At 69.4% G+C, this 25,291-nt stretch carries 28 protein-coding genes and 2 pseudogenes; 5 read left to right on the forward strand and 25 right to left on the reverse strand.

The annotated features are described in order from the left end of the window. Positions 1 to 333 precede the first annotated feature (333 nt). From ABZ457_RS13915 to ABZ457_RS13925, 3 genes are all read left to right on the forward strand, one after another. Positions 334 to 1,602 carry an ATP-binding protein gene (locus tag ABZ457_RS13915; protein ID WP_359157448.1) on the forward strand — a complete coding sequence of 423 codons (1,269 nt, stop codon included), beginning with the start codon at positions 334 to 336 and terminating at the stop codon, positions 1,600 to 1,602. Between the two features lie 123 nt (positions 1,603 to 1,725). Beyond that, positions 1,726 to 2,613, forward strand: a complete 888-nt coding sequence (locus ABZ457_RS13920) for a PIN domain-containing protein (RefSeq protein WP_037876711.1) — start codon at positions 1,726 to 1,728, stop codon at positions 2,611 to 2,613. 31 nt (positions 2,614 to 2,644) lie between these two features. Next, the gene (locus ABZ457_RS13925; protein ID WP_359157450.1) at positions 2,645 to 3,184 is read left to right on the forward strand and encodes a hypothetical protein; all 540 of its coding nucleotides are present in this window, start codon (positions 2,645 to 2,647) and stop codon (positions 3,182 to 3,184) included. A gap of 380 nt (positions 3,185 to 3,564) precedes the next feature. Here ABZ457_RS13925 and ABZ457_RS13930 read toward each other — a convergent pair whose 3' ends face one another. From ABZ457_RS13930 to ABZ457_RS13940, 3 genes are all read right to left on the reverse strand, one after another. Continuing rightward, positions 3,565 to 3,894: an esterase gene (locus tag ABZ457_RS13930; RefSeq protein ID WP_359157592.1), complete on the reverse strand. Its 330-nt coding sequence runs from the start codon at positions 3,892 to 3,894 to the stop codon at positions 3,565 to 3,567. An 86-nt stretch (positions 3,895 to 3,980) separates the two neighbouring features. Further along, positions 3,981 to 4,193: a hypothetical protein gene (locus ABZ457_RS13935; protein WP_359157452.1), complete on the reverse strand. Its 213-nt coding sequence runs from the start codon at positions 4,191 to 4,193 to the stop codon at positions 3,981 to 3,983. An 85-nt stretch (positions 4,194 to 4,278) separates the two neighbouring features. Continuing rightward, on the reverse strand, positions 4,279 to 4,626 hold the full coding sequence (locus ABZ457_RS13940; RefSeq protein WP_359157454.1) for a DUF317 domain-containing protein: 348 nt from the start codon (positions 4,624 to 4,626) through the stop codon (positions 4,279 to 4,281). Between the two features lie 218 nt (positions 4,627 to 4,844). Here ABZ457_RS13940 and ABZ457_RS13945 point away from each other — a divergent pair, with 218 nt between their 5' ends. Next, positions 4,845 to 5,108, forward strand: coding sequence for a hypothetical protein (locus ABZ457_RS13945; RefSeq protein WP_359157457.1), 264 nt, complete (start codon positions 4,845 to 4,847; stop codon positions 5,106 to 5,108). 4 nt (positions 5,109 to 5,112) lie between these two features. On the opposite strand, the gene ABZ457_RS13950 is transcribed toward ABZ457_RS13945, so the two are convergent. The 16 genes and pseudogenes from ABZ457_RS13950 to ABZ457_RS14025 all read right to left on the reverse strand — a co-directional run bounded on the left by ABZ457_RS13950 (position 5,113) and on the right by ABZ457_RS14025 (position 17,617). Beyond that, positions 5,113 to 5,601: a hypothetical protein gene (locus ABZ457_RS13950; protein ID WP_359157459.1), complete on the reverse strand. Its 489-nt coding sequence runs from the start codon at positions 5,599 to 5,601 to the stop codon at positions 5,113 to 5,115. A 57-nt stretch (positions 5,602 to 5,658) separates the two neighbouring features. Then, entirely contained in the window at positions 5,659 to 6,609 is a 951-nt protein-coding gene (locus tag ABZ457_RS13955; RefSeq protein WP_359157461.1) for a DUF317 domain-containing protein, read from the reverse strand. A 115-nt stretch (positions 6,610 to 6,724) separates the two neighbouring features. After that, on the reverse strand, positions 6,725 to 7,576 hold the full coding sequence (locus tag ABZ457_RS13960) for a winged helix-turn-helix transcriptional regulator (RefSeq protein WP_359157463.1): 852 nt from the start codon (positions 7,574 to 7,576) through the stop codon (positions 6,725 to 6,727). Between the two features lie 24 nt (positions 7,577 to 7,600). Beyond that, positions 7,601 to 8,428, reverse strand: a complete 828-nt coding sequence (locus ABZ457_RS13965; protein ID WP_359157465.1) for a large ATP-binding protein — start codon at positions 8,426 to 8,428, stop codon at positions 7,601 to 7,603. Next, complete coding sequence (locus ABZ457_RS13970; protein WP_359157467.1) at positions 8,425 to 9,090, reverse strand: hypothetical protein; 666 nt, start codon at positions 9,088 to 9,090, stop codon at positions 8,425 to 8,427. The genes ABZ457_RS13965 and ABZ457_RS13970 overlap by 4 nt, the downstream gene beginning before the upstream one ends. Continuing rightward, entirely contained in the window at positions 9,087 to 9,563 is a 477-nt protein-coding gene (locus tag ABZ457_RS13975) for a hypothetical protein (RefSeq protein WP_242735726.1), read from the reverse strand. Before ABZ457_RS13975 ends, ABZ457_RS13970 begins: the two co-directional genes overlap by 4 nt. After that, positions 9,560 to 10,339 carry a glycosyl hydrolase gene (locus tag ABZ457_RS13980; RefSeq protein ID WP_359157470.1) on the reverse strand — a complete coding sequence of 260 codons (780 nt, stop codon included), beginning with the start codon at positions 10,337 to 10,339 and terminating at the stop codon, positions 9,560 to 9,562. Before ABZ457_RS13980 ends, ABZ457_RS13975 begins: the two co-directional genes overlap by 4 nt. Beyond that, entirely contained in the window at positions 10,336 to 10,935 is a 600-nt protein-coding gene (locus ABZ457_RS13985) for a DUF4913 domain-containing protein (RefSeq protein WP_037882112.1), read from the reverse strand. The genes ABZ457_RS13980 and ABZ457_RS13985 overlap by 4 nt, the downstream gene beginning before the upstream one ends. A 93-nt stretch (positions 10,936 to 11,028) precedes the next feature. Continuing rightward, positions 11,029 to 12,003, reverse strand: a complete 975-nt coding sequence (locus ABZ457_RS13990; protein WP_359157594.1) for a DNA cytosine methyltransferase — start codon at positions 12,001 to 12,003, stop codon at positions 11,029 to 11,031. A gap of 43 nt (positions 12,004 to 12,046) precedes the next feature. Continuing rightward, a pseudogene (locus tag ABZ457_RS13995) lies at positions 12,047 to 12,157 on the reverse strand (DNA methyltransferase); the annotation flags it as partial. 152 nt (positions 12,158 to 12,309) lie between these two features. Continuing rightward, the gene (locus ABZ457_RS14000; RefSeq protein WP_359157472.1) at positions 12,310 to 13,482 is read right to left on the reverse strand and encodes a DnaB-like helicase N-terminal domain-containing protein; all 1,173 of its coding nucleotides are present in this window, start codon (positions 13,480 to 13,482) and stop codon (positions 12,310 to 12,312) included. Beyond that, positions 13,479 to 13,709 carry a hypothetical protein gene (locus ABZ457_RS14005; RefSeq protein ID WP_359157475.1) on the reverse strand — a complete coding sequence of 77 codons (231 nt, stop codon included), beginning with the start codon at positions 13,707 to 13,709 and terminating at the stop codon, positions 13,479 to 13,481. The genes ABZ457_RS14000 and ABZ457_RS14005 overlap by 4 nt, the downstream gene beginning before the upstream one ends. Next, a pseudogene (locus ABZ457_RS14010) lies at positions 13,706 to 15,494 on the reverse strand (TraM recognition domain-containing protein). The gene ABZ457_RS14005 and the pseudogene ABZ457_RS14010 overlap by 4 nt, the downstream one beginning before the upstream one ends. 95 nt (positions 15,495 to 15,589) lie before the next feature. Then, positions 15,590 to 16,255 (reverse strand): hypothetical protein, encoded by a 666-nt coding sequence (locus tag ABZ457_RS14015; RefSeq protein WP_359157477.1) that lies wholly within the window; start codon positions 16,253 to 16,255, stop codon positions 15,590 to 15,592. A gap of 91 nt (positions 16,256 to 16,346) precedes the next feature. Next, positions 16,347 to 17,072 (reverse strand): hypothetical protein, encoded by a 726-nt coding sequence (locus tag ABZ457_RS14020; protein WP_359157479.1) that lies wholly within the window; start codon positions 17,070 to 17,072, stop codon positions 16,347 to 16,349. 158 nt (positions 17,073 to 17,230) lie between these two features. Then, positions 17,231 to 17,617 carry a hypothetical protein gene (locus ABZ457_RS14025; RefSeq protein WP_359157481.1) on the reverse strand — a complete coding sequence of 129 codons (387 nt, stop codon included), beginning with the start codon at positions 17,615 to 17,617 and terminating at the stop codon, positions 17,231 to 17,233. A gap of 180 nt (positions 17,618 to 17,797) precedes the next feature. Between ABZ457_RS14025 and ABZ457_RS14030 the strand changes: the two genes are divergently transcribed. Further along, positions 17,798 to 19,162, forward strand: a complete 1,365-nt coding sequence (locus ABZ457_RS14030) for a HEPN domain-containing protein (protein ID WP_359157484.1) — start codon at positions 17,798 to 17,800, stop codon at positions 19,160 to 19,162. A 275-nt stretch (positions 19,163 to 19,437) separates the two neighbouring features. On the opposite strand, the gene ABZ457_RS14035 is transcribed toward ABZ457_RS14030, so the two are convergent. The 6 genes from ABZ457_RS14035 to ABZ457_RS14060 form a co-directional block, all read right to left on the reverse strand. Continuing rightward, positions 19,438 to 20,202: a hypothetical protein gene (locus tag ABZ457_RS14035; protein ID WP_359157486.1), complete on the reverse strand. Its 765-nt coding sequence runs from the start codon at positions 20,200 to 20,202 to the stop codon at positions 19,438 to 19,440. Between the two features lie 97 nt (positions 20,203 to 20,299). Then, on the reverse strand, positions 20,300 to 20,863 hold the full coding sequence (locus ABZ457_RS14040; RefSeq protein ID WP_359157488.1) for a hypothetical protein: 564 nt from the start codon (positions 20,861 to 20,863) through the stop codon (positions 20,300 to 20,302). A gap of 130 nt (positions 20,864 to 20,993) precedes the next feature. Beyond that, on the reverse strand, positions 20,994 to 21,686 hold the full coding sequence (locus ABZ457_RS14045; protein WP_359157490.1) for a hypothetical protein: 693 nt from the start codon (positions 21,684 to 21,686) through the stop codon (positions 20,994 to 20,996). Positions 21,687 to 21,718: 32 nt separating this feature from the next. After that, on the reverse strand, positions 21,719 to 23,224 hold the full coding sequence (locus tag ABZ457_RS14050) for an ATP-binding protein (RefSeq protein ID WP_359157492.1): 1,506 nt from the start codon (positions 23,222 to 23,224) through the stop codon (positions 21,719 to 21,721). 26 nt (positions 23,225 to 23,250) lie between these two features. Then, positions 23,251 to 23,703 carry a DUF6238 family protein gene (locus ABZ457_RS14055; protein WP_030804523.1) on the reverse strand — a complete coding sequence of 151 codons (453 nt, stop codon included), beginning with the start codon at positions 23,701 to 23,703 and terminating at the stop codon, positions 23,251 to 23,253. Positions 23,704 to 23,728: 25 nt separating this feature from the next. After that, positions 23,729 to 25,195, reverse strand: a complete 1,467-nt coding sequence (locus ABZ457_RS14060) for an SCO6880 family protein (protein WP_359157495.1) — start codon at positions 25,193 to 25,195, stop codon at positions 23,729 to 23,731. Positions 25,196 to 25,291: the final 96 nt, after the last annotated feature.

The following is a 25,291-nucleotide window of genomic DNA, read 5'->3' on the forward strand; positions in this document are numbered from 1 at the left end:
TCCGCACCATCCACTGAGCAGCGCTTTGCCCCGCCGGCCAAACGATCGACGGGGCGAAGTAGGCAAGCACCGGACTAGCCAACGGCACTCGCAGATGCCCGGCCCGTGCGGTGGTGGTTAGTAGTCGGCGCGTTCGGAGTGCGGCCCGTACTCCTCGATGAGGTCGCAGGTGCTCGTCCCGCCCGTGTAGGAGGTCTTGTCGCACTTGTCGTGGTGGTTCCGTCCGCTGTGCCGGTGACGTCAGCGGCAGAGCGGCGGGCGTCGGGGCGGCTTCGCCCTAATCCATGCTCAGCTTCGGGTCGCGTCGGTAGCCAGCCGTTCTACGCTGCCCTCATGGCACGCACATGGACAAGAATTCACGAGCACCTCGGATGCCAACCCGGGCCTCTCACCTTCGACATGGTCCGCCGGGCCACGGACGACAAGCTGGACGAGTTCGACGACCTGGACTGGAAGGAGCCGCTCCCTCAACCGCCCAGGGATGGTCGTTGGAATGAGTTCGCCAAGGACGTCGCGGCTATGGCGAACACCCGTGGTGGTCTGATCATCTACGGCGTAGAGGACAAGACGACCCGCTTGTTGGGCATAGACCCCCAGGAAGCCAACCTGCAGCAGTACGCGCAGTGGATCCGCAACCACGTCCACCCATACCTGCCGGACCTGGACATGTTCGAGCTGACCGATGGAACGAAGTCCGTCTTGGTCGTCGATGTGCCGGCCAGCGAGATGGCACCGCACCTGGTGTACGGCACCGCCGCCAAGGACAAGGATCAGCAGGCCGCGGTCGTCCCCTATCGGGACAATGACCACACCGCCTGGATGGCGGAGCATCAGGTCGAGCGCGCCTACCGCGACCGCTTCGCCCGTGTCGGTCTGGCAGAGGAACAACTTCAGCGCCACATCGACTTCACGACCAGGACCATCACCGCGCATGCTTCCGCGCCTTCGGCATGGTTCATCGGGGTCTCCCGACCGCAGCGGCCCCTGCCGCGCGGTGCCTACACGATGAACCGGGAAGAGGCGCGGGAGGTCCTCAAGTCCGCCGAGAGGCGAGCCCGCGCTCTGCACGGGAAACCGTTGGTGCCAGGGCCTCTGGTCGGTATGGGGCCGGACACGCTGCTCAACCCGCGCTCCGGCCTGCGCCGCTGGGTGTGCAGCAATCTGGAGTCGCCCATCAACCGGGAGATCATCACCGAGCTGCACTACGACGGCACCGTGGTGATGGCGGCCAACCTGTCCTTTATCCGCGAGAGCGAGGAGCCTCCCGGCCAGGACGATGACCTCCTCGTATCCGAGCGCCTGGTGACGGCATGCTGTTACGACTTCGTCGCCACCGCGCAGGAGCAGCAGAGGAAGCTGCGCCTGGACAGCGCGCGGCAACTCACAGCGGTGATCATCTCACCGGACAAGCCCAGAGCTTTGGCACCGCTCACCTCGCAATGGGGCGATCTCCAAGGGCGGGAGAGCACGCCCCCTCACGCCCGCCGCCCCCACTACATCCAACCCGCGCACACAGCGCTCTCCCCGGTGTCGGCAGACGAGGAGGGACGCGGCAGTGCCGACGAACTGTGCACGGATCTGATGAACCAATTCGGGCTGTAGTCCGGACCGGAGGCCATCGGCTGTGCCATTCTCGGCACTGCCTGGCCGACTCTCCGCTGATCGATCGATGAGTGCCCCCGCCCGGCACAGAGGACTGTCACAGGCACACGGCATGATCAGGAGATGGCCTCCAAACAAGCGCCCCCGCCGACCTACCTGGATCGGCTGCGGTCGGACCTGGACCTGATCGAAGCAGGCTTCGTGCAGATCCTGGCGGACTCGCAGATCCGGAATACGGACCCCAACCGCGGACGCGGCTACGTGATGCACATTGGTGCTCCGAAGTGGGGCTGGGTGCCCAGCAGCCCAGAACTTGAGGCGCGTCGCATGGAGCTGCTGGGCCGCGTAAGGGAGTGGGAGCCCTTGTTCCGGCTCCTGTTCCCGCATCCGACGCCAGAGGTCACCAAGCGTCTTGAGCAGAGCCTCGGCCTGTTGACGCGCTGGCTTGAGCGCCCTCGTGATACGACGGTGCCGTCCACCACCGACAAGGCCACCGACTCCGTGCGTCACGCCGTGACCACCCTCCGGCAGTTGGGCGAGCTGCTGCCCCCTGACCCCTGGGCAGTACGTTTGGTGGTCGACACGAACGTCTTGCTGGACGACCCCGACGTAGCGATCTACACACCGCTGCTGGGGAAGCGGTACATGGTCCATCTGATGCCCGCTGTGCTGCGGGAACTGGACGACCACAAGCGCGCCGGACGTAACCCCGATATCCGGGACGCGGCGCAGAAAGCCGACCGTCGTCTGAAGGGGTTGCGGACCAACGGCGACATGCGGCGCGGTGTCCGTGTCGCGGGTGAGGTGCACGCCGTTTTCGAGCACATTGAACCCAAGGGCGACGGGCTGCCGAACTGGCTGGACCTGACCGTGCCTGATGACCGCCTGGTGGCCTCCACCCTCCTACTGCAGTCCCGGCATCCGGGATCTTCCGTCTACGTTGCGAGCGACGACATCAACCTCCAGACGAAGCTCGCCGCCGTCGGACTGCCATTTGTCCAGGCACCATGACCGGACCCCGGGCGTTTCGTACGCTCAGGACATGACGATGACGCCGCAGGAGTTCGAGGATCAGAAGGAGACCTTGGAGCTGATCAACAGCGAACTTGCGGCGCGGCTGGCGCGACAGTCGGAGTCGGGGGCGAAGGTGGACACCAAGGCCATCTTCCTGGTGGGGTTCGCTGCCACAGCCGCCCAGTTCCTGGCCTCCCGGGGCTTCGAGCCGTTCACTGGCACTGCGGCCTTCGTGGCGTATGGGGTTGCCATTGGCTTCGGTATCTCGGTGTTCAACCTCGCCGCGTACGATGACATCAAGCCGCGGGATGTCCTGGACACCTATGGGCGATCGGCGAAGGGCGCGGCGCTGGGGGCTCTTGCCGGAACGAGGGTGGGCATGTTCGAGAAGAACGACGTCCTGCACCAGCGGAAGACAAGACGTTGGACGGTCACTTTGGCCGCTGTCGCCGCAGGAATCTTCCTCTCGACTGTCAGTCTCGTACTGCACACTGACGGGCATGACAAACGCACAGAACCAGGGGAACCCGCCCCTACCTCCTCCGCCGCCCCCGCCCAGCCTCACTGACTCCCTGAATAATCCGGCTCTTGTGGGCACGGAGAAGAGGAACGAAGGCGAGCCCGCGCACAACAGAGCGGAGAACAGGGGACAGGCCATGGAACGGCGCTGACCCGCCCCACCACACCTCGCTCGCCGTGGCGAGACAGCAAGAGGCCCCGGGCATCTGCGGATGCCGTTGGTTAATCCGGTGCTTGCCTACTTCACCCCGTCGATCGTTTGGTCGGCGGGGGTAAGTGCTGCGAAGTGGATGGTGCGGATCGACATCCGCACCGACCCCATACGACAACGTCGGCCTTCGTCGGGTCGAGCGTACGGAACGAACGGGTGGACGCACGACGAGGCCGCCCCAGCCTGAGCGGCGTGGGGCGGCCTTCGGCGGTCCTCGGTCAGACTCCGGAGAGCCGGTTGGAGAGTTCGAGGGCGTCGGTCGCGAATGAGAGGGCGGCGCACAGGCCGGTCACCTCGTACAGGGTCGGACGGACCAGGCGCGGCCAGTAGTCCGGGGCGGCGGGCCAGGAACCGAGGAGTACCTCGGCCGTGGTCAGCCCCAGGTACGCCGTGACGTCCCAGCCGCTGCGCGAGGCGGGCTCCCAGCGCAATCGGATGCGCCCGAGGGGAAGTTGGGGGGACTGGGCGGCGAGCCAGGTGATGTCGAGGGGGCCGTCGGGGCGGGCGGAGATGCGCCGGAGAAGCGCGCTGTGCACACCGTCCGGCATGGGGAGCACGGCGACATCGTGCAGCGCGAGACGAGGTGCGGGGCGCGAGAGCGACGAGATGGAAGCCTCCGTGGCGGTAGGGACGATCAAGCCCAGGTGAGGGCATCGCGCGCCCCCACCGGGAGGTAGTCCTCCTGACCGCCATCCGCGATGTACGCCTTGCCGTCGAGGATGACGACCTCGGCTCCGACGAAGTGGGCGAAGGGAAAGTCCGGGTTGATGGCGAGACGGACAGGCAGGTTGGGGTCGAGTTCCTGGAGCTGGCGGAGCAGGTGGCCGACGGTCAGATACTGAGGCAAGGGAAACTCCGAGAGCAGTGGGGGACGGGGCCGGAACCGCCGCGGTGCACGGGGCGGGTCGTCGGCCCGCCCCGTCGTCCGGCGGTCAGCGGGAGGAGTGGGTGACGAGGGCGGCGAGGAATCCGGCGACGGCCTCGGAAGGGGTATGGACACCGAACTCCTGGACCCACACCTCACCGTCGGCGGGCAGCACCTGGACGCGCCAGACGATCTCGCGCGCCCAGGCGGAGGGGTCTTCGGGAAGCCAGCCGACGTAGACGCCGCCGTCCGGGCTGGTCATGTGGATGTTGGCCTCCGGGGTCTCGGCGATCGTCCAGCTGAGAGCGTCCAGGAGGTCGAGCACCGGAGCGGCGCAGTGGTCGGAGGAGAGCCAGTTGCGGTCTTCCACCTCGGGGCGGACGACGGCGGGCAGGAGGGTGGCAGAGGCGTTCACGGTTAGACGATCCCTTCGTTGACCTGGGGTTTTCCCGACACCCGTACGTTGGCATGCGGCATGCCGAAGTGCGTAGTCGTTTCCCCGGGGATGCCGTCTGCCGTGGGCGAACTGGAGACCACCAGCGAGCGGTCGGCGGGACGGGAATGGACCGGCGACCGCGGTTGTCGTAACTGGGTTGCGGTGAGGGACCGCACGTTGGTGAAGGGGGAGCAGGGATGGCCGAGGCGAGCAGACCCTGGGACGGCGCCGGACTGGAACGCAAGATCCGCGCCGCCGGACGGCCCTGGACCGTGGGCGACATCGCGATGGTCGCCGACGTCCAGTGGGGAGTCGACGCACAGCCAGACCGGTGGCCGGACGAGGAGACGGTGGAGCGCCGGGTCGCCGAAGGCCGGCGCGTGGAGCTGACGGTGGAGGAGCTGGCCCGCGCGGTGGGCCCTCAGGCCGAAGAGGGCCACCGCGACGAGAATCGGAGCTAAGCCTTCAACGTCGGGGCCCCGTTGTGGGCGCTGACGGCCCTACGGCCGCCGCCGGAGAGGACGGTTCGGGCGCGGCCCCCGGGGCGTGCGGCGTCTGCCCGGAGCGGGCGACAGCAGCCTGTGCCAGCCGAACCGCCGGTGCCTCAACCTCGGGTGCGGCAGCCTCTCGAGCCTCCACCACGCGCCGGATCGCCTGGAGGTGCGCACGGCTCTCCGCCTGGGCGACGCGGAGCTTGACCGCCGTTTCGGTGATCCGGTCAAGTTCGTAGAAGCCAGGTACGTACCCGTGCCGGGACAGGGCGTGAAGACGGTCCTGGTGAACGGTTACCGAGCTGTCCGTGATGGCCAGGGCCGCGCGGGTGTGCATGGCGCAGCGCAGGAGCGGGTCCTCGCTGGGGCGGCGGACCCCTAGGACCTCAAGAGCTTCGATGGGCTGGCCCCAAGCGTTCTCGATCATGGCCGTGGCCTGGTCGAGCATGGTGGTGGTGGGCATGGTGGAACTCCTGTTGGGCGGGGACGGTCGCGAGTGGAGTGCGGCCTGGGGTGGGAGTCAGCGTCCGCGCCGGGGCGTCGGCGAGCTGGCCGGCAGCCGGGCAGAGGGCGCGGGCGCCGAGTGTCCCGTCCGTTTCTGCGCCGCCCCCGTGGAGCGGCTCTGCGCGGCCATCACCCGGAGGTCGGCTGCCGTGCGTGGTGCCCGCGCGGCGCGGTGTACGGCCTGGGTGACCGCGGTGCGGCGTACTTCCAGCGGAGTCGGAGCGCGCCGGACCTGAGCCTCGGCGATCGGCGTGGCTGAAGCGACAGGGGTCATGGTGACCAAGTGCTGCATCCGCCGGTCGACTTGGTGGCGCTCGCGGACCACCGGCGTCGACTTCGCCATCACAGCGGCGGTTGCGGCGATCAAGTGGGACGGGGTGCGGGCCGTGAACGTCACTTCGGCACGAGTGCCCCAGCCCGGCGGGCCAGCCCACAGCTCAACGGTCGTGCGGTCGGAGCCGTAGCCGCGCCGATCGATGAGGATGCCCGCTTGGTCGTCAGGAGCGATGATCTCGACGGTGCCGAGTTCAGCAGCTCCGTCAAGGTTCCAGCCGGCATCGGTCAGCGGCCGGACGGTGTCCCTCCAGGGGACGGCTGGTCCTGTCAAGAAGCGGCCGGGGGCGTCGGAGGCGATGGCTTCGTCGTAGTCCTGGACCAGTGCGGCGGTGAGGCCGGCGACCATCTCGGCCGGGGTGACGTGGTTGAACGTCGCCGTCCAGCGAGGCGCCGAGAAGGCGTCCTCGGCTGCGCTGATCTTCCACAGTTCGAAGTCGTCGCCGAACCAGCCGATCCGAATCCGTTGGTCGGGAGAGGTCACGAGGAGTTGGTAGGGGCCCTCATCGAGGTACTGATGGGGCCAGTGGGCGACGGGCGCGAAGCCAGCCTCGCCGGTCCCGTTGGAACCAGCCAAATACATGGGGCTGACCAGTACCTCTTGGTACCGGGTCGGGTCATCAGGGGCGTACATGGTCGAGTCTCCGGAAGCGAAGGAGGAGAACGGATCCGCGTATGCAGCGGCGGGAGCCGCCGGAGCGCACGCGGATGCCGTAGTGGCGGCGAGTGGCCTCTCGTTCTCACCACCGTCACCCGCCCCGGCCCGGTGCCGACTGAGCGGTCACGGCCGCCGGCACCCGCGGTTCCGGCTGAGGCGCGTGGCTGAACATGACGTTCGACGCGGCGGCGCTCCGTCGTAGGGCCGCCGTGGTCCGGGCGCTCTCGGCTCCCGCCCCCAGCGGAACGCCGACGTGGGTCCGCGTGACTGCCGCTGTCGGACGCGGTGCCGCTGTTCCACCTCGCAGCGAGAAGGGCTGGCTCCAGTGCTCGACACTCGCGTAGACGGCCCCCAACGCCTGGCCGGCATCGGTGAGCACGTACGGGTCTCCGTGCCGGGAGCCCGTCCGCGTGACCAGGCCATCGGCCTGAAGCCGGACAAGTTGCTGCCGTGCGAGGCCGTAGTCCAGACCGGCCGCCTCGGCGATGTGGACGAACCGCATCTGGCCGTCAGCCGAGTCGAGGGCCTGAACTACGGCAGTTGAGTGCCGAAGATGCAGGCGGCGCAGCGCGTCCTCGACACGCTCGGCTTCGGCCATCGGTTCCTGTGTCAGGTGGGTGCGGGACCAGTCCGAGACCGTGCGGAGGACGGGGGCCAGAGACGTGCCGAGCGCGCTGAGTTGGTACGGCGCGCCCCGCCGGTCGTAGCCGCGGACCACCAGTCCGTCAGCGTGCATCGTGGCCAGCCGTTTGCCGACGAACTGCTCACTGACGAAGGGGAGCTGCGCAGCAACGTCGCGGACGCGCACGGGGCCCCTCACCTGGGTCAGGGTCATCGCGGTCCAGGTGGTCCACTTGGGCCCGATCCGGGCGAGAGCCTCCTCGACGCGCTGGGCGTCGATGGAAGCGATGGAGAAGGTGGGGGGCAGGCCGGGGGTAGACATGGTGGGGTCCTTATCGGGATGAGGTCAGCGTGAGCGGGGGGTCGCGAGGGAGGTCCTGGCGACGGGCACGGCGGCCGGGTCAGAGGGCGCGCCTGACGTGGTCCGCGTGGTGGTGCGGCCGAGGGCGGCGGACACACGGGAGGTCGTCGCGCGACCATCACGCAAGGCGGCTTCCCCCTGCGCAGTGAGCGAGAGGAGCTGGCCGGGCCGGTACACGTTCTCGGTGATGTCCTGATGCAGTAGCCCGTCGGCGACCAGCCGCTGCACGGTCTGCGGGAAGACCGCCGGCTCCTGCCACTGGGCCTTCTCCCGCGAGATGTACGGGTCCTCGCCGATCGCGTTGCGGCGAAAACGAACACCTCCGGCCGCAACCGCTTCGAGGGCTACCAGCCCGCGCTCCCCGGCGACGGCCCAGTCGTCGTCCCGGTGGGGCCTCGTCTTCTGGCCCTGCCCGTGGCTCTTGTTGCTCGCGTGTTGAGCAGGCTCGGGCGAGGGAAGAAGCCGGCGGTAGGCGGACAAGGACTCGACGAGCTGGCTGTATGCCCGGTCCTGCTGGGCCAGGCCGTCTCCAAGGTCCGGGAGAGCTGTGCGCAGCAGCGCGTACGAGACCTGGGCTCGGCCGACCTCACCCCGACCAGTGCCTTCGAGCAGCCGCTGAGCGCGCTGGACCGCATCGAGCACGCTCTCGTGTCGCTCGTCCAACGCCGCTGCGGCTTCGATGACGCGTGCAGCGGCCTGGTGCAGCGGCTCCTCCGGACCATGTGCGAGGGCGTGCACGCTGACATCCCCGACACCGAGCACTTCGACGACGAGATAGGGCCCAGGGTGTGTGTCTGCGTCGTACGGGTTCACTCCATCGTCTCCATCCGGGCGAGCAGGGAGCGAACCAGAGCGGGCAGGCTCCCGGGATCGTTGTCGAGCCGAGGGCGGTCGCTCACTTCGCTGAGGAGATCGGCGTCATCAAGCAGGCCGCTGGAGATCTCCATGCAGGCGTCGGTGATCCGGGCGGCGGCGAGCAGCGACTGGGAGAGAACCTCGACGTAGTCGTCCGGCGCGAGGCCGGCGGCCTCGGCTGCGTTGCGGACCGCCTCCAACTCAATCGCGTTGAAAGCGAAGTCGAACTCGTCATCCCGCTCCGTACCACCGGGTGCGGCGGTGATCGGGGCGCGTGGCTCCGTGGGTATGCCCACGCGGGTACAGATCTCGTCGACCGAGGAGGTCAGCTCGGCGAACGACTCGGTGAGCCACCCCAGCGCGGAGGCGTAGGAGGCCAGAGCGAACAGGCCCGCCGAACCAGCAGGGCGTGGCTCGGTGGCCACGAAGCCCTCGAACCGGTCGTTCAGCTCGGTGATCACGCGGGGCCCAGCGGCCAGCGGACCCAAGACGGGATGCAGGTAGGACCGGGCGGCGGCCGTCGGGTACTCGGCGGCAGGGATGCCGCCGACGTTCTGAGCGGCCTCGGTGAGGAGATCCGCCAGCTCTGAACGGGTCAGCGCAGTACGGTCGTTGGTCATCGCTGGGTGGCCTTTCGAGAAGCAGTGGCCGAGGGCGGCGCTGGTGACGGGGCAGCCGCGCGGCCCGTTGTCGGCCGTTCGGTGGTGAGCGTCGAGCGAGACCGGGCGGCCTGCACGCGGGCCTCCGTGGCGGAGTCCGGGCCGAGCCCTTGCTGAGGCTCGGTCCGCAGGTGGGCCGCTCGGTAGACCGCGTAGTCCTTCCGGCTGCCAGCCGCCACGAGGTAGATCTCGCGCTTGTGGGTCGAGGTCGGCGGCGCTTGGCGGAACTGGATGACCAGCCGGTAAGAGACCGCCGGGTCGACGTACACCTTGTGGAAGCCGGCGAGACGGCCCTTCAACGGCAAGCAGTCGTCGCTTCCGTGGACCAGGTTCTGCAGCTCCAGCAAGGCCAAATCGCGCATCTCAGACGGGAGTTCCCGCAGGTCGGCGATGGCGTCAGGGTGCGCGGCGAAGGCGAAGCGGGCGCGGCTCACAGCAGCCTCCCCTGGACCGCGCGCTGGACCGGTACCGCCGCTGACGCGCGGGGCGCGTCGCGCCCGGTCTGCGGCGTCGGAGAGGTTCCGGCGGACCGGGAAAGGGCGATGCGAGCGATGCGAGCCCGGACGACAGCACCGTTGTGGTCGCCGTACTCCGGAGGCTCGGGCAGCGGTTCACTGCGCTCGTCCAGCCAGGTCTGGGCGACGCCGACGTCGGGGAAGGCGCCCTCGCGCATCGTGTACGTGCCGGCACCGTGGTTCCACTCCTCGTAGAAGAGGCGAACCGGTGCCTGGGTGGCCTGGGAGTCGTTGACGAGTGTCCACGCCTCGCTGGGGTTGTCGTCTGAGGTGTAGGTGTCGAGGACCTCGTAGCGGGTGCCCGACTTCTGGATCTGCTGTTCCACCTGGAGGGTGAGGTCGTCGGCGGGCTTGATGTAGTCGCCACCGTGCAGTGCGATCCGTTCGAGCGGGCAGCCGCGTTCTGCCAGCCAGTTCTGTGCGAAGGACGCCGTGGCGTGGTGACTCGTCTCGAACGTGAACGTGGACTGCCGTAGATCCCGAGCGACGGCGATCGCAACGAGCTGTGGCTCGCCGGGTATCCCCCAGGTGACCGATCGGTCGTGGGCGAGGACGAAGCTGTGTGAACCGTTGGGCGTGGTGTGGTGCTGGGACAGCACCGTCAGGTCGCCAGCCCAGAGAGTCTCCATCGCTTCCTCGGAGTCGTCGTTGACCGGCGAGAGATCGTCGAGGCCGAAGTCGAGAAGGTCGTTCACGCCGCCACCCCCGCCTGCTCGGGCGCCGGGGTGGCCAGCACCCGGTGATTGGGGCGAGTTGCGCTGGTCGTGCAGGCCGCGAACGGTCCGTCGGGCGCACGCAGGTGCGCCAGGGTCTGGTCCAGGTGGTCGCGGTGCCAGGTCGAGGGGCCGGACAGGCCGGCCTCCGTGTCGGTGAACTGCTGCCAGGCGAGCCAGAGTGCGTGGAGCCGGGCGACGGCCTCGGGGTGTTCGTGCCAGTGCGCGCACCAGGGACGGCTCGTGCTGATCTCCCGGCCGTACACCGGCAGGAAGAGGTAGTTCACCCAGTCGCTGAGAGCAGCGAGTTCGACGGCATACTCCTTGCCGCCCAGGGCGAGGATGAACACCGAGGCGGGGCCGTCGGGCTTCTTCCCGTCAGCCGCCTCGGCTTCCGGAGCGCCGTCCGGCGGCTGGATGGCGCCGGGGTCGGGCTCGGAGCCGAGGCGGTCGAGGATGACGCCGTGCTGCCTGACCTCGGCCATGGTCTTGGCGAGGGTGCTGGCGAGGTCGTCGAGGTCTGCGTCGGGGACGCGGTACGGCTCGGGGCCGGGGGAGGTCGGGCTGGTGTCGGCCATGAGGGTGTGCTCCATCTGTGAGACGGCGACATGCCCGAGAGGATCCGGAGAATCAGCGTTTTGGTGCGGCCGGAAAATGGCGGTAGTGGAGCGCTATCGGTCAGCGCAGCGGGGACAACGGGGGAAGGGTGGCGCCAGCAACTTCAAGGCGTGCGACGCCTGTTGTGGGACGACACCGTTGCCGAGCGCGGTGAGCTGCGCCGGACGGCCGAGCCCCGGAGTCGCGGTGACCCAGCCGGCGTCGAGGCCCTGCATCCACTCCACGAAGTCCGCGCGGAGCCGACCGGCCGCGTCCGTGGGAGCCGGGGCCGGGCGGGTGAGGCTCTCCCATCGGGTGATGGCGGATCCGTACGCTCCCCATCGCCGGTCCGCGCCTCCGCCTCCGGCGTCTCCTGCGTCCAGAGGGGCAGGACCACCGCCGACAAGGGAGGCCGCCATCCCTTCCCGGGGCGGCGGCCCGGGGTGCCCGTGTCGCTGGCCCTCGGCGTCGGCAACAACGACGCAGCCGCGCTGGGCAGGGTCATGTCGCCATTGCCGTGCCGCTGCTTCGGCGAGCCCTTGATTCCGTCCGACGCCTTCGGGGTCGGCAGCAGCAGCCACTCGACCTCGTCGGCCAGGTTCGGACCGTGGCCCCCGCTCTTCCGCTTCGATGGATGCTGGCTGCCGCCGTTCTTCCCGATGTTGCTGGTCGGCGTCTTCAGCAGGGTGCCCGGCGGGCCATGCGGCGAGGAAGGTCCGCTCGCGGCGGTGTGGGGCCCCGACGTCGGAGGCGCGAAGCACGAGCCACTTCGCGTCGTACCCGAGGTCGGCCAGGGATCCGAGTACGGCACCGAGTGCCCGCAGAGCAGGCTGACCTGCGGTGTCTCCCAGACACCACGGGCAGAGTTCCACGTCGCCAGGGGAACCGGCGGGGGAGGTGAGGAGGCCGCGCACATTCTCGATCACAACCAGGCAGGGTCGGAGGGCTGCGACCGCACGGGCGACGTGCAGCCAGAGCCCGGAGCGGGTCTGGGCGTTGAGTCCGGCCCGGCGGCCGGCGACCGAGACGTCTTTGACAGGGGAAGCCAGCCGTCAGGACGCACACCCGGGGGACGGCGAGCCAGTCGACGGCGGCGATGTCGCCCAAGTTTGGGACGCCGGGCCAGTGGCGGGCCAGGATGCGTGAGGCGTTCGGGTCGACCTCGGCATGCCAGGCCAGCGTGCCGCCGAGCGCGGACTGCACACCCAGGTCGAGGCCGCCGTACCCCGAGCAGAGAGACCCGATCAACGGGGCGGCGAGGCTCGGGGCCGTGGGACGTAGGTCCAGCGCGGGCGCGGAGATGGGATAGATCAAGACGAGTTCCAGGGGCAGAAGAGGCTGGTGGGGAGGGGGTCTCAAGGGTGGCCGCGCGAGGGTGGTCGGGCCGTCGACAGCGTGGGGAGATGGCTGGCCGGGGCTGAGGGTGCAGCGCCTGGGAGGGGCGTGCTGCGGGCGCGGGCGGCCTTCACTCGGTCGGGCGGCGGCTCGGCCGCCGACGGAGCGGATGCCGTGGTCTTCGGAGCCGGACTGCTGTTCGCGGTGGCCCAGCGGGCACGTACCTCGTCGAGCGGACCGAGTTCGTGCAGGGCGTGGTTGATCAACCGGCCGGGCCCCAGAACCTCGTCCTGGGCCAGGGTCCGGATGGCTCGCGCGGAGGCGGCGGCGGTGCGGGTGACGGAGGAGCGCATCACCCGCTGCCCGAACCAGTCAGCGCTGCCAGGGACCATGCCTTCGCAGACGGCGGCCAGCTGCTCGCTCGACACTGTGCCGTCGGCCAGCAGGCCGCGTCGCTGGGCCTCCCAGAGCAGGGTGATCCGGTCGATGGGTTCGCCCCGGTGGTGCAGCGCGCCCAGGCACCGGTAGAGCTGCCCGTGGGTCGGGTCGGCGAAGTCTCCCGGCCGCAGCCAGGCCACCACCTCGCCCATAGCCCCCGGCTGTTCGGCGAGGACGGCCAGGAGAAACCGCTCGTCCTCGGCGACCCGGCCGCTCTGCGCCGGAGGCGGGATGTCCGTGGCGGCAGAGGGCCCAGCGGTGGGTGGGACCGGACGAGGATCGGTTCCCCAGCGTCGCGCAAGGTCGGTGAGTACGCCGGTCAGGACGTCCGCCGTGCGCAACGCTCCCTCGACCTCGCCCTGGACGGCGTCGGCCCGAGCTGCCTGGTGGAGACGGATCGCATGCTGGGCGACGGTGCGGTGAATCGCCCCCTCCAGCACCATGCGTCCGTACACCGGGGCGTGCTCTGTTCGGGGACACGCCTGGATCAGGGTGTGGGCGTACGCCGCGGTCAGCCCGCGCACGTGCTGTCCGGCCTCCTCGACCGCGTCGGTCACCCACGACAGCGGCAACGGACCATCCGCCGAGAGCGCGGGATGCCCGTCGTTGCGCAGCTTGCGGAGCGCGGCGAACAGCGCCTGGTGGACGGGCCGATAGAAGTGGTCCGCAGCGAGCCACTCCAAGTGCGTGAGCTGCTCGGGGTCGAGGAGTGCGGCACCGAGGACCGCCTGCTCGGCACTCATCAGCGGGTTCACCGCCGGCCTCCGAGATCAGCGCAGGACGCCTCGTCCTGCCGGACGAGGAGGTTGGCGACTGCCTGGTCGGCAGCGGCCATCGACAGCGCGAAGTCGTCCAAGACGGCAGTGAAGGCGGGATCGGAGGCGGGAACCGAGCCTGCCTCGCCGTCAAGCCACCACCGGCCACCGCGCAGGACGACCGGAGCGTGGGCCAACCGGCCCTGCTGTGGTGTGGGCGCGCTCATGCCGACAGTCCAAGATCGTCCTGGCCGACGCTCTTCGCGAGAGCACGCTCGGTGATGGCCTTCGTTGCGCGAGCGGAAGCCGGGCCGACCACCTTGGCGGAGGGCTCCTTGTACCAGGGCTTGAGATTGAGCATGGCGACCCGGATGCCGGTGGCCAGCAGCAGAACCTTGCCCTTGGGCAGGGCGCGGATGGCGTCCGGCGGAAGGATCCGCTCCGTGCGCATGCTCACCGAGGTGGACTTGCCGCCCTCGCTGGTCGACACCGAGGTGGTCTGGACGTCGTGATCGCCGACCTGACGGCTGAGCCGGTCGGCGAAGTCCGCGTCATCGATGCCAGATCCGATGATCTTGATGGTGGCGGCGGAGTACAGAGCGTCCATACCGGCCTCGCCCCAGCACCGCTGGCCCTGACGGTAGGACTGCAGGATCGTCATCGGGATGACGCCTCGGCTGCCCAAGTGGCTGTAGAGATCAGGGAGGTCTGAGATGCGGCAGACGTTCGCCGCCTCGTCGAGGACACACAGGGCGGGCGGGTCGAGTCGCCCGCCGGAGCGCTCGGCCACGATCACGGCCGCGCGCATCACGGCGTCGGCCGCCGCCGCGATGATCGCGGACGCGCTGCCGCCGCCGTCCTTGCTCAGCAGGTACAAGGTGTCACGAGACGTGGCGAAGACGAACGGATGGAACTCGGGAAGGTCGTCGTTGGGGGTGACCCAGGCGGCGACGTCCGGGTCGAGCAGGCAGCTCGCATACTGCCTCGCCGTCTCATAGATGCCGTCGCGCGTTTCGGTCGCGCCGGAGACGGTGCCCTGGAGCTGGGCGGCGACCGCATGGTGGCCGGCGTCGGTGAGCAGGTCCACCGGGGTGCGGTCGGCCGGCATCGCGAGCCAGGCCAGGACGTCGGTGATCGGCTGCCGGTGGGACGCGGCGGCGAGGAAGAGGGCACCGAGGGTGTTGCTCGCGGCGGTCGACCAGAAGTCGGAGCCGCTGGACTCGTCCACGCTCGCCGTCACGAAGTGCCCCGCCAGCCTCTTCGCCCCGGCGAGATCACGGGCGTCAGCGAGGATGTCCCACCACATCTCGCGCGGGTGGTGGGCGATCTGCTGCGGATCGAGGGTCCAGATCGTGCCGACCTCGGCGCGGGCGTCCACCGTGGTGGTGAAGGCGTCGTTCGCGGCTTTGTTACTGGTGAGCAGGACCGGGCCCGGTGCCGAGAGGATCGCGGGGATCGCCAGCCCGGACGTCTTGCCGGAACGCGGGGCCATGATCGCGACGATCACGTCCTCCCAGGACGCGCGGACCTCCGCACGACCGGGATCGAGGGTGCCGAGCAGGATGCCGCGGTCAGCGGGCAGGACCTCTTTTACTCTCCCGGCCGCCCAGGCTCGGGCGCAGGCTCTTCGCCTTGGCGACGATCTCCTTGTCCAGCAGCGGCGCCAGGTCCGCCTTCCGGGCGAGGCCGGACTTGGACCCGGCACGCCACCGCATCCACAGCACGGCAGCGGTGACGACCAGGGCAACAGTGAACAGGGCAGGGACGACGCGGGCGCCGACCATCAGCATGCTGGTGCTCAGGGCCGGCCACAGCACCTCCGGGTGCAGCAGCGCGTCCGTTATGCGGAAGGGGGCCCATGTCCCGCTCCCGGCGAAGGTGTTGGTGAGATTTCCGGTCAGCCAGGCCAGGGAGCCGAAGGCCATGGCGGCGCCGAGGATGCCGAACAGGAGGTAGAGGAGCGCGTCCGACCCGGTGGTGGTCGAGGGCGCGCTGGTGCGCGGGGAAGGCACGGCGGTTCCTTGGGTGTGCGAGCGGGCAGGGGCGGGGCGCGCTCGGCTCTCGTGCAGATCATGGGGGTACTCCTGGACGTCTGAGGCCGAACGTTTCAGCGGGGTCGGCCAGCAGAACGAGGCGCGGGCGGAGATGCTCCGGTGGCCGGCGGACTGCCGGTCGACGGCGATGTTCCGGCGCGCGGCGACGAGGCGCGGGCCGCCCGCTGCCGGTCTGAATCGACGTTCTGGGCAGCGGACGGCACAGGAACAGCCTCGGCACCGAGGACATCGTCGAGCAACTCCCGGCTGCGCAAGACGTTGACCATCTGGTTGTGCCGGGGGTCCGTGCGCTCTGCGGGACAGGCAGCGAGACCGTCCTCGGCGACTTCCAACTGCTCACGGACGTCCTGGAGCATCCCGTACGCGGCTGCCAGTCGGGTCCACGTCTCGAAAGTCGGATGGTGATGCGGGTCGTCGAAGTCGAGACGGGCGCGAGTCCAGTCGGCGGCAGAGGCGACGAGTTCGGTCAGCTCGGGCAGAGCCCCGACCAGTGCGCCGTTGACCTCCTCGATGATGCCCGCCACCTCATCGGGCGAGGCGTCCTCGTGGAGGCGAGAAATCATCCCGCGAACCGAGTACGGATCGGCGGAAGCGCTGGGCAGGTGCCTGACCTGCAGCGGCTTGTCGGAGCCCGGTGCCACGCTGCGGTGGGCGAGCCGGATGTTGTGCTGCATGGCCGCACCGACGGCCTCGCCGATGCTGGAGTAGTACTCGGGCACGTTTGCCTCTTCGGGTGAGTGGTCTGTGACAGGTGGGTCGAGCGGGGACGCGCGACGTTCTGGTGGCCGACGGCGAAGAGAGCCGCCGGGGTCACCGTCGGGGCGTTGCGGCGCGCGGCGGGTGACCCGTCGGAGTGAGCGGCGCCGTCTGGGAACTGGACGCCGAGGAGACCTTGGCCTGGTTCGCCGCAGGAGAAGTGGCCAGAGCGGCATCACGGTGATCACGGACGGTCCGTGCTGGGGAGTAGCTCGGCGAAGCGTCGCCGACGCGGCGTAGCTCGGCCGCGGAGTCGACGAGTTCGGACTGGGCCGAGCTGACGAACTCCGAGGCGAAGCCGAACCGGTCGGCGAGCGCATACGCGTCGTTGTCCAGGTCGTTGACCTGTTCTCCCGCTGCTTCCAGCGCCTCCCGGACACGCTCCAGCGCACCGTGCTCGGGGTGAAGGAGGTGGTCGACTGCCCGCTGAAGGCTGGCTCCGTCTTCGGCCGCACGGATCTGGTCCGTGATGCTGAGGAGTTCGGCTCCGGCGGCGTAGGACCCCAGCGCATGCACCGGGGGGCTCATCCGGGCCGTGTCGAGGGACGGCGGAAGGGTGACGTCATAGCGAGCGGCTCGAAGCATCTCGGCCGCATGGCTGGCGATGGCGACCTGATCGGCGAGCGGAGTGGTGGTGGGCAGGCGATGGCGTCGGCCGTGCCAGTCGTCGATCTGCTTGAAACCGGCGTGACGGAGGAGCTGCGCGGAGAGGTCATCAGTAGCGCCCTTGGCAACGACGCTGCCGCTGAACTCGGACGTGATGGTGATCGAGATAGGCACGGAAGTCTCCGGGGCAGAGGGAGCGAAGGACCCGTTGGAGGTGGGCCAGTGGGCAGAGCGTCCGGCAAATCCGGGGTTTGGTCCGGCCGAGAAGCGCTGGTAGAGGCCGCACGGTGGCGGTCTGCCGGGTGCCCCGCCGCAGCAGGGAACCCGGTCGGTCAGAAGAAGGGATTCTCTGTCGGCCGGTCGGCCCCGGTGGCGGCTCGGAGCAGTTCGGTGAGGTCTTCGGGCTCGGACGACCTCTGGTCTATCCACCATCCGGCGCGGGTCACCGTACGAGCGTTCTCCTCGATCTCCGCCCACTCCGCTTCGCTGGTCGTGCCTTCGGTGACCAGTGCGGTGTAGGCGTTGGTCAGGATCTGGTGACGACAGCGCACGCCCCAGGGAACGGCCCGCTCGGTCCCCTCCAGGGGAGGCATCCGGTACTGCTCGGACCAGGCTTCGGACGCGCTCTGCTCCTCGGCGCGCTTCGCCTTGAGCCAGGCGGCCTTGTCCTGCTCGTCGCCCTCGTTTGAGGCGCGCCAGCAGTCCGTGCTTATCTGCACTTCACCTGAACGAGTTCCTCGCTTCGCCGCTTTGCGGACGCGCTCACTCGCGCGGTGCGGCGGCTCGGGGCCGCGTCATTGGCCTTACGACAGTGTGGACGGCTCCACACGGGCAAGTAGCCGTTGTCAGGCGCGCTACCAGAGCCTGGCTGAGGCCCCTCCTCGGGTGGAACATGGGGCATGGACTTTTTCGATGCCGAAGGCACGTGGTGGCTGCCGGGCCGGCAGGCAGAAGCCGTCGCTGGCAAGCTGATCTTTGATCCGGATGGGCTGAAACTCACCACCTACGGATCACTTCACGCCGTCGAAGCACTGGAGCCCGGTGGACTGACGCCGCTGGAGCCCGTCTGGGTAACTGAGCCTTTGGTCTTCGGAACTTTGCGAGACCGGCGCGACATCAGTCTGATCAACGCTCGTGGTGGTTATCTGCCAGACCTTCCAGCCGTGGAGGAAACCTATCGGCCAGAACTGGCCCTGATTGGCGGCCACGTCTCGCGGGCCGAGTTCTCCGAGGCTCGATTCGAGATTGATCACCTGGCCGACTGGATGGATTCACCACCACTTACGAAGCGGCAAGGAAGAGACACCTCCTTGTCCACGCAGACTGCAGAGTTGCTGGAGACTGAAACTGGCGACTCCACTGTGAAGGTCATTTTGGGGGCGCACGGGAGAGTCAGCGAGGACAGTGTGCATCTCGATCAGTACTGCATGTTCACTGTCAGTACGGAGACGCCGATGGACTGGCAGAGCATGTTGGCCGAGCAAGTGCGGCCACTGCATGACCTCATGGTTCTGGCGTTGGGGCGACCGCTGGCAATGAATTCCTTCTACTTGCGCCCTGCCGATGGCGAAAAGCCCCCACTGTGTGAAGCGTACTTTGATACCCTCCGGTCGAAGAAAACAACCGGCTCGATCCGCAACTACGCTGCCCCAACGTTGCTCCTGGGCAGCGACAGCTCAATCGACCTTGCCGAACTCGTAACCTCATGGTTCCATTTTCGTCGACGGTTTAAAGCCGTACTGCTTCCACTGTTGAACCCATTTTTCGCCCCTTTTGCATACTCAGAGCATAAGTTTGTCTCCATCTTCCAAGCCCTGGAAGCCCTTCACCAGGAAAAGGATTTGTATGACAGCGCGGATGTGACCAAAGAGCAGCACAAGCGACGAGTGGCTGCGGTGATCGAGACGTTTGGCCAAGCTGGCCTCGAAGAGGAAACCCTTGGCTGGGTCAAGTCGGTGCTCCTGGGGCGCAACGATAAGCCACTGAAGCAGCGGGTCCAGGAGGTAGTCGACTCCACTGGCAGGATGGGTGAAGTCATCCTGGAGCGGGACCCTCAGTTCGCCAAATCGGTTGCTTCGGCGCGATCGGCACTTTCTCACGGTGGCGGCAAAAGCCCCCTCACTCCAGTCGCTCTCCACTGGCATGGCGAGGTTTTGCTGTGGGTCATGCGAGCTCGGCTTCTGGCCGAGCTCGGCGTACCTGATGTCTACGAGCGAGCCCTCGTTAAAGCGCCCTTCGTCTTTGCCGTGGAGCAGATTGGATAGGTACAAGAGCGAAAGCCATTGACTTTGGTGACGTTGCTGTAGCTGCAGAACCTCGTGAGCTGTCGACGACGGCGTAATTCCCCAGGTGGTTTGTCGGCGTAATTCCCCACCCCCTGGGGAGCGGGTATGTCAGCTGGCTGGCGAGCCACTCGGCGAAGCCGGCGCGGCGGTCAGCCGGTCGGTCGGACAAGTCGCGGTCGGCATGGTGACCGCAGGTGTGGTCGATAGGCCAGATCGTCTTCACGGTCATGGAAGGGCCTCCTTGAGGAGTTGGGTCAGCGGTCGCGGGAGTACGCGATGCGGGGGTCAACCGGCCGGACCGCCGGTGTGGGGACGGCGGTGGCGGGGACCGGCGCCCTGCCCGGGATACCGGCACGGGCCGGGCTGGCGGCGAGCGCGGCGGCGCTCAACGGAGACGCGCGAGCGGGACCACGGCCGCGCTCACGGCCGGCGGTCGGCGTGGCAGCAGGGCGGGGCCGAGCCGTCACCTCTTGAGCGAGGCGGGGCTGCACTGCGACCTGGAGCCCCGAACGGTGCAGGGCCACCGTGGCGTCGGCGACTTTTCCCAGCGCCTCGACGCGATCGGTGGTCGCGGGGAGCGTGTAGATGTCCAGGCTCGAGTTGTGCCGCCAGCCGTCTTCCACCAGCGCGAGCCCGCTGAGGCCGGAGACACGGGCGTCGAGGGCTGCGACGATGCCGAGCCGCGGGTGATCGGCGAAGGCGACGTCTGGTTCACCGAGCGGACCGCGGTCGCGTACCTGTGCCGTGTCGGGCGCCGGTGCAGGATCAAGTGCGACGTCCACATCGACCTGGTAGCCGGCCTTGCGCAGCAGCTCGATGGCCCGGCTCGTACGGCCGTGTCCGTCACGGTTCTGGTCGGCCAGCGCGTACAACGTCGGCTGGTCGGGGACGGGATGGAAGTCGAATCCCTTGAGCATCCAGGTGCCGGCCGCGAGGTTCTTCGGGTTCGCGGCGACGATGCCGTGGACGGGGTGGTGGCCGAAGGCCAGGTCGGGCAGCACGTCGTAGTGGCTGGGCATGGCAGATCCATCCGAGGCGGGTGCGGTTGCAGGTGCGGGCGGCGGGCGGATCAGTTCTGAGGGTGCGGTGCACGGAGGACTCCTGGATCGCGGTCGGTCAGAGCCGGGGAGCGGATGAGGAACTGGCCGACGGCGGCGCGGCCGGCGCGGAAGACTCCGGCGGCGGACCGGTCGGGAGCACGCGCTGGCCGACCGACGGAGAAGAGGCGAGAGCGACACTCGTCCGGGATGGAGCGGAGTCGGGCGGGAGCACGGTGGCGGCGCGCGCCTTGCCGGAACGTTCCTGCTCCTGGCGTGGTGGTACGCCAAGCTGGTCCAGGCGGGCGTCGACAGCGGAGAGGAGATACGCCAAGCTGCCGCCGTGGCGCGCATGCGGACCGTCCGGCTCGGAGTCGTAGATCACCTCGTAGACGGCAGGCTCGACGGACCGGTGGCGGGTGGCCATCCAGCTTTCCGGGTTCTCGGGGTGCTCGGAGGGTGGCTCCTGCGGCGGCGAGATGATCAGCGAACTGCCGTCGGGAAGCTCGGCGTGGACGATGTAGTCGCTGAGGCCGTACTCGACGGTGCACTCCAGGCCGCGCTGCCCGAGCGCGGAACAGAGGGCGGCCTGAAGGCGACGCGGATCGGACGCGGCGGTCGGGGGCGGGGTTTCGTGGTGCATGGAGTTCTCCGTTGCGAACGCCCCGCCGCACGGCGGGAGCCGACGGGGGCGTGGAGCTTGAAGGGGTGCGGTGGTCCATGAGGATCCGGTGATCGGGCAGTTTGGCGCTGCCGTGACTGCGTGCTAGGGATCACCGCGAGCGACCGGGAGCTGGCGGAGGCGATGCCGGCGGGACCTGGGGCGAAGCAGGTGATACGTCAAGGGTTTTGTGCGTCGAGCGGGTCAGGGCGACGCGAGCCCGCTCGGTCTGCGCCGGCCGTTCGGTGTCCGCTCGGTGAGCGAGGTATTCGCCGACGCGCACCAACGCCGGTCCCTTGGAGCCGAGTTCGTGTGAGTAGTGCCAGCCTTCGGTGTTGCGGTGCTCCTCGGCACGCTCCTTGTAGAGGTGGAGCACGCTCGGCTGCGAACCGTCCATAAGCGCCATGACGCCGTCCCATTCGTGCCGCAGTTCCTCCGCCCGGAGCAGGATGGTGTCGATCCCGCGTATCCGACGGAGGTCGTCACTGATCGGCCCCTCGACGCAGTCGGGGCCGTCGGCGGCGGCGCGGACCCCGGCCAGCACCTCGGGTCCGTGGTCGAGGAACACCTCGGCGTGCTTCCACGCTTCGGCGTCCCGCTTGACCTTCCCGTCCCCGTAGACCTTGTCGTCCAGCGGCCAGCCGTCCGCGTCGCAGAGGGAGTCCGAAACCGCGTCCCAGGCGTCGCACGCCTCGTTGATCCCGGCGGCGGCCGAGGCCAGTGCCGGGAGGTGCCGTCGCCACGCCAAAGGGTCGGTGGCCTGCGACGGCTGGTTGTCACCGGAGGAAGCAGTGGAAGAAGACATGATCGATTCCCGTTGCTGTGCTGGTCGTTGGGCTAGGCGGCCATGCGGGCGTCTGTGTCGAACAGCTCCCGCTCGGCCGGGTGGAGGATGTGCTGGGTGATGAACGAGCGGCTGGCGACCTTCCACAGACCTCGGCCCTTGGTCAGGGCGGACACCGCCTGGGTCTCGACGCCGGTCAGGCCGAGCAGAGAGGCAGCGGCGGCGAGCTGGTCGGGCTCCTGGCGGTAGATGATGCGCGTGCTGCAGTCCGCGAGGAGCCCCTCGGCGAGGACTCGGCCGCGTGAACCGGCGTCGCCCGCCGAGAGCAAGTCGCTGAGCCGGTGGATCACCATGAGGTTCGCGATGCCCAGCCCTCGGGAGAGCTTCCACTGGCTCTGCATCCGCTCCAGCAGCCCGACGTGCCGCATCAGTCGCCACGCCTCGTCGTAGATCACCCAGCGCCGACCACCATCGGGATCACTGAGGGCTGACTCCATCCACGCGCTCGCGCACGTCATCGCGAGCACCAGTGCCGTGTCGTCACCGGAGCCGCCGAGACGGGAGAGATCGATGGACAGCATCGGTGTGGTCGGGTCGAACGACACGGTGCTCGGCGCGTCGAACATGCCGCTCAAGTCGCCGTGCACGAGCCGTCGCAGGGCGTGGGCGAGGTCCTGGGCGGCTGAACCCAGGTGCCCTGCCTGGTGGCCGAGGGACTGGTCGAGGCGCTCGGGGGAGCCGAGTACGTGCGCGATCTCGCCGAGCAGCGGCACCGTGCCCCGGGCGGCGGCGTCGGCGACGACCAGATCCAGGGCCAGGTCGAGGGCCGTGTGCTCCATCGGCAGCAGGTCGCGCTTCAGCACGGTGCGGGCGAGGCTGGCCAGCAGCAGCAGACGGCGCTTGCGAACCTCCGTGAACCAGTCCTCCTCGCTCACGGAGGCGGGACGGGCCGGGGCGTCCAGCGGGTTCAACCGGCCGGGGAGCCCCGGGCCCAGGGCGATGCTGTAGCCGCCGAGGGCCTGCGAGACGCCGGTCCACTCCCCCTTGGGATCGCAGGGGATGTAGATCCGGTAGCCGTGGGCGATCGACCGGGTGGCGATCGACTTCGCCAGCGCCGACTTGCCCATGCCGATGATCCCGGCCAGGACCGCGTTGGGGTTGGTGAAGCCCTCCACCCTGCCGCTGTTGTAGAGCGAGAACGGGTCGAAGCAGAAGGCCGCCTCCGCGTGCACATCGCGGCCGATGAACACCCCTTCGGCGCCCAGGCCGCCCTCGGCCACGAACGGGTACGCGCCGCTGGCTGTGGCGGTGGTCATCCGGTGGGCGGGCAGGGCGAGCTTGCCGCCGCGGGCGGAGGCCGGACCGGGGCGACCGGCGGGCGGGTAGGTGGGCCGCAGATCCGGGTCGAGGGTCTGCTCGGCGCGGTGCTTGGGCGGGTTGCCGACGAGGCGTGCCTGGCGGCGGGCTTCGGTGAAACCGGCTCGGGCGGCTCGCTGTTCGGCGCGTGTGGTCTTACGGGGCACGAACAGTGGGGAGGCGCTGGCGCGGGTACGGGGCATGAGCGTTTCTCCAGATGAGGGGTGGGTCAGCGGCGGACGAGGCCGGTGAACGGTGCGTGCAGGTCGGCCGGGGTGGTGCGCCGCCGGACGAGATGAGCGGTGCGCTGGTGGCGCTGGCAGATGGTCAGTTCCGGTGCTCCCTCCGGAAGGCCGGCCTGGCACGCCTCCGGTGCGGGGATCTCGCCGGAGTCCGGCCGGGGCGCCGCGTGGTAGGCGGCGTGGAGGTGCTCGGCGGCCTGCCAGATGCGGGTGCGGGCGGTACGGAGCTGGTCGCCCTCGACCGCGACGAGCTGCCCGGTGCGACCGGTGTGGGCGTCGAGCAGCCCGTACAGCGAAACGAGGTGCGCGTGCAGGGCGTCCAGCTCGGCCCGGGTGGTGACCAGCGGGCCGCCCGGGATGTTGAGCGCCCGGTGGAAGTCGAGCGCGGCGGTGGCGAAGGGCACGAAGTCCTGCGCGGTCGGGCTGGCGGTGCGGGACATGAAGGTGCTCTTTCGAAGGGAAGGGTCAGGCAGCGAGCGCGAGCGGCAGGGCGGCGGCGGTGAACGCCTCGGCCTGCTGCCAGGTCAGCGGCCGGAGATCGAGCTGGGCGCCGACAGCGGCGGTCTCCACGACGGCGCAGGCGGTGCGCAGCTCGTCCTCGGTGTCGGCCGAGACGGTCAGCAGACCGGTCAGGGCGACGTCGGCGTGCCCGGCGATGAGCTGGCGTTCGCGGGACTTGATGTCCTGGTACTCGATCGAGTCCGCCTCGGAGTCGACCTGGCCGCGCCGGGCCCGTTCGGCGGCGTCGGCGATCACGCTGGACTTCTTGCGCTGCACGTCGCGCAGGGCGGCGTCGAGGTTCTTCGGCTCGTAGGAGAGCGACAGCGTGCGCCGCACCCCGCCGGTGAACAGGAGCTGGTGCAGGAAGCCGGCGCTGGTCTCGGTGCGCGGCCAGTTCTCCACCCAGTAGGTGGCGTGCACGGCGGAGTCGGTGGCGATGTGGTCCGCCTTCTCGACGACCACGACGGGTCCGGCGGCGGCGGGCTCGGCCTCGGGGCGACAGGCCGTGGACCAGCGGTCGAGTGTCGCCAGCGCCTTCGGGTCATAGGAAGTGCGCACCACGGCGGCGATCTCGCGGGCGGTGAGCCAGCCCGTCGGGGTGAGACCGGCGGTCCGCGCCGCCTGGTCGAACGTGGAGGTGAGCTGGGCGAGGACGCTGAAGGCACCGGTGAGACCGCCGCCGGCCTGGTTGATCAGCCGACGGGCCGCCTTGGTGTCCAGGGACACCGCGACGTACGCCTCGTGCGGGGCGGCTGCGGGGCCGGCGCTCTGGATCAGCTCGTTGTAGATCGCGCCGGCCATCGGGGTGTCGGGGCGGCCGTGCTCTTCCCAGTAGCGGCGCAGCGCGTCGCCGGAGTCGGGGATGGTGCGCTCGATCACCTGGATGCGGGCGATCTGCCCGGTACGGGCGAGAGCTGCCAGCGCGCGTCCCCAGCCGCCGACGTTGGCCTGCTGGGCGCCGGGGTCGAGCAGGGCGTAGGCGCGGGAGGAGACCTTGACCACCGCGGTCAGCGTCCCGGTGTGCGGGTTGTGGACGGCGCCGTACTTGCCGTCGGGAGCAGTGGTCACGCGCAGGCTGGCAGCGGTGCCGGGAAGGTGGAGCAGTCCCTCGCGGGTCGGCCGGCGGGAGGGCCGGGTGAGCCAGACGAGCTGGCCTCGCATCCGGCGCAGCGCGTACCGGACGACGATCGGGGCCCAGTCCGCCAGAGCACGGCCTCGGTGGCGGACGAAGACGAGCAGGGCGATCACGGCCCACAGCGGGATGAGCTGGAGGGCGCCGACCACACCGCGGGCGAGGATCACGGCGAGAAGGAGAAGGCCGGTGAGCCCGGCGACGACCAACTGCGGGACGGACAGGCCGAGCAGGACGCCGCGCCTGCTGCGGTGGGGAAACTTCACGGTGGGCGTGGAGGACTGGTGCTTGCCGGACATGGTGGTTCCAGACGGTGGGAGCGGGCGGAGGACGAGGCGCGCGGCGCTCTTCTGGACGTCATGGCGAAACCTTCCTGCTGGTGGGAGGCGGGGGCG

The organism is Streptomyces sp. NPDC005805, assembly GCF_040630445.1.
Taxonomy (GTDB): domain Bacteria; phylum Actinomycetota; class Actinomycetes; order Streptomycetales; family Streptomycetaceae; genus Streptomyces.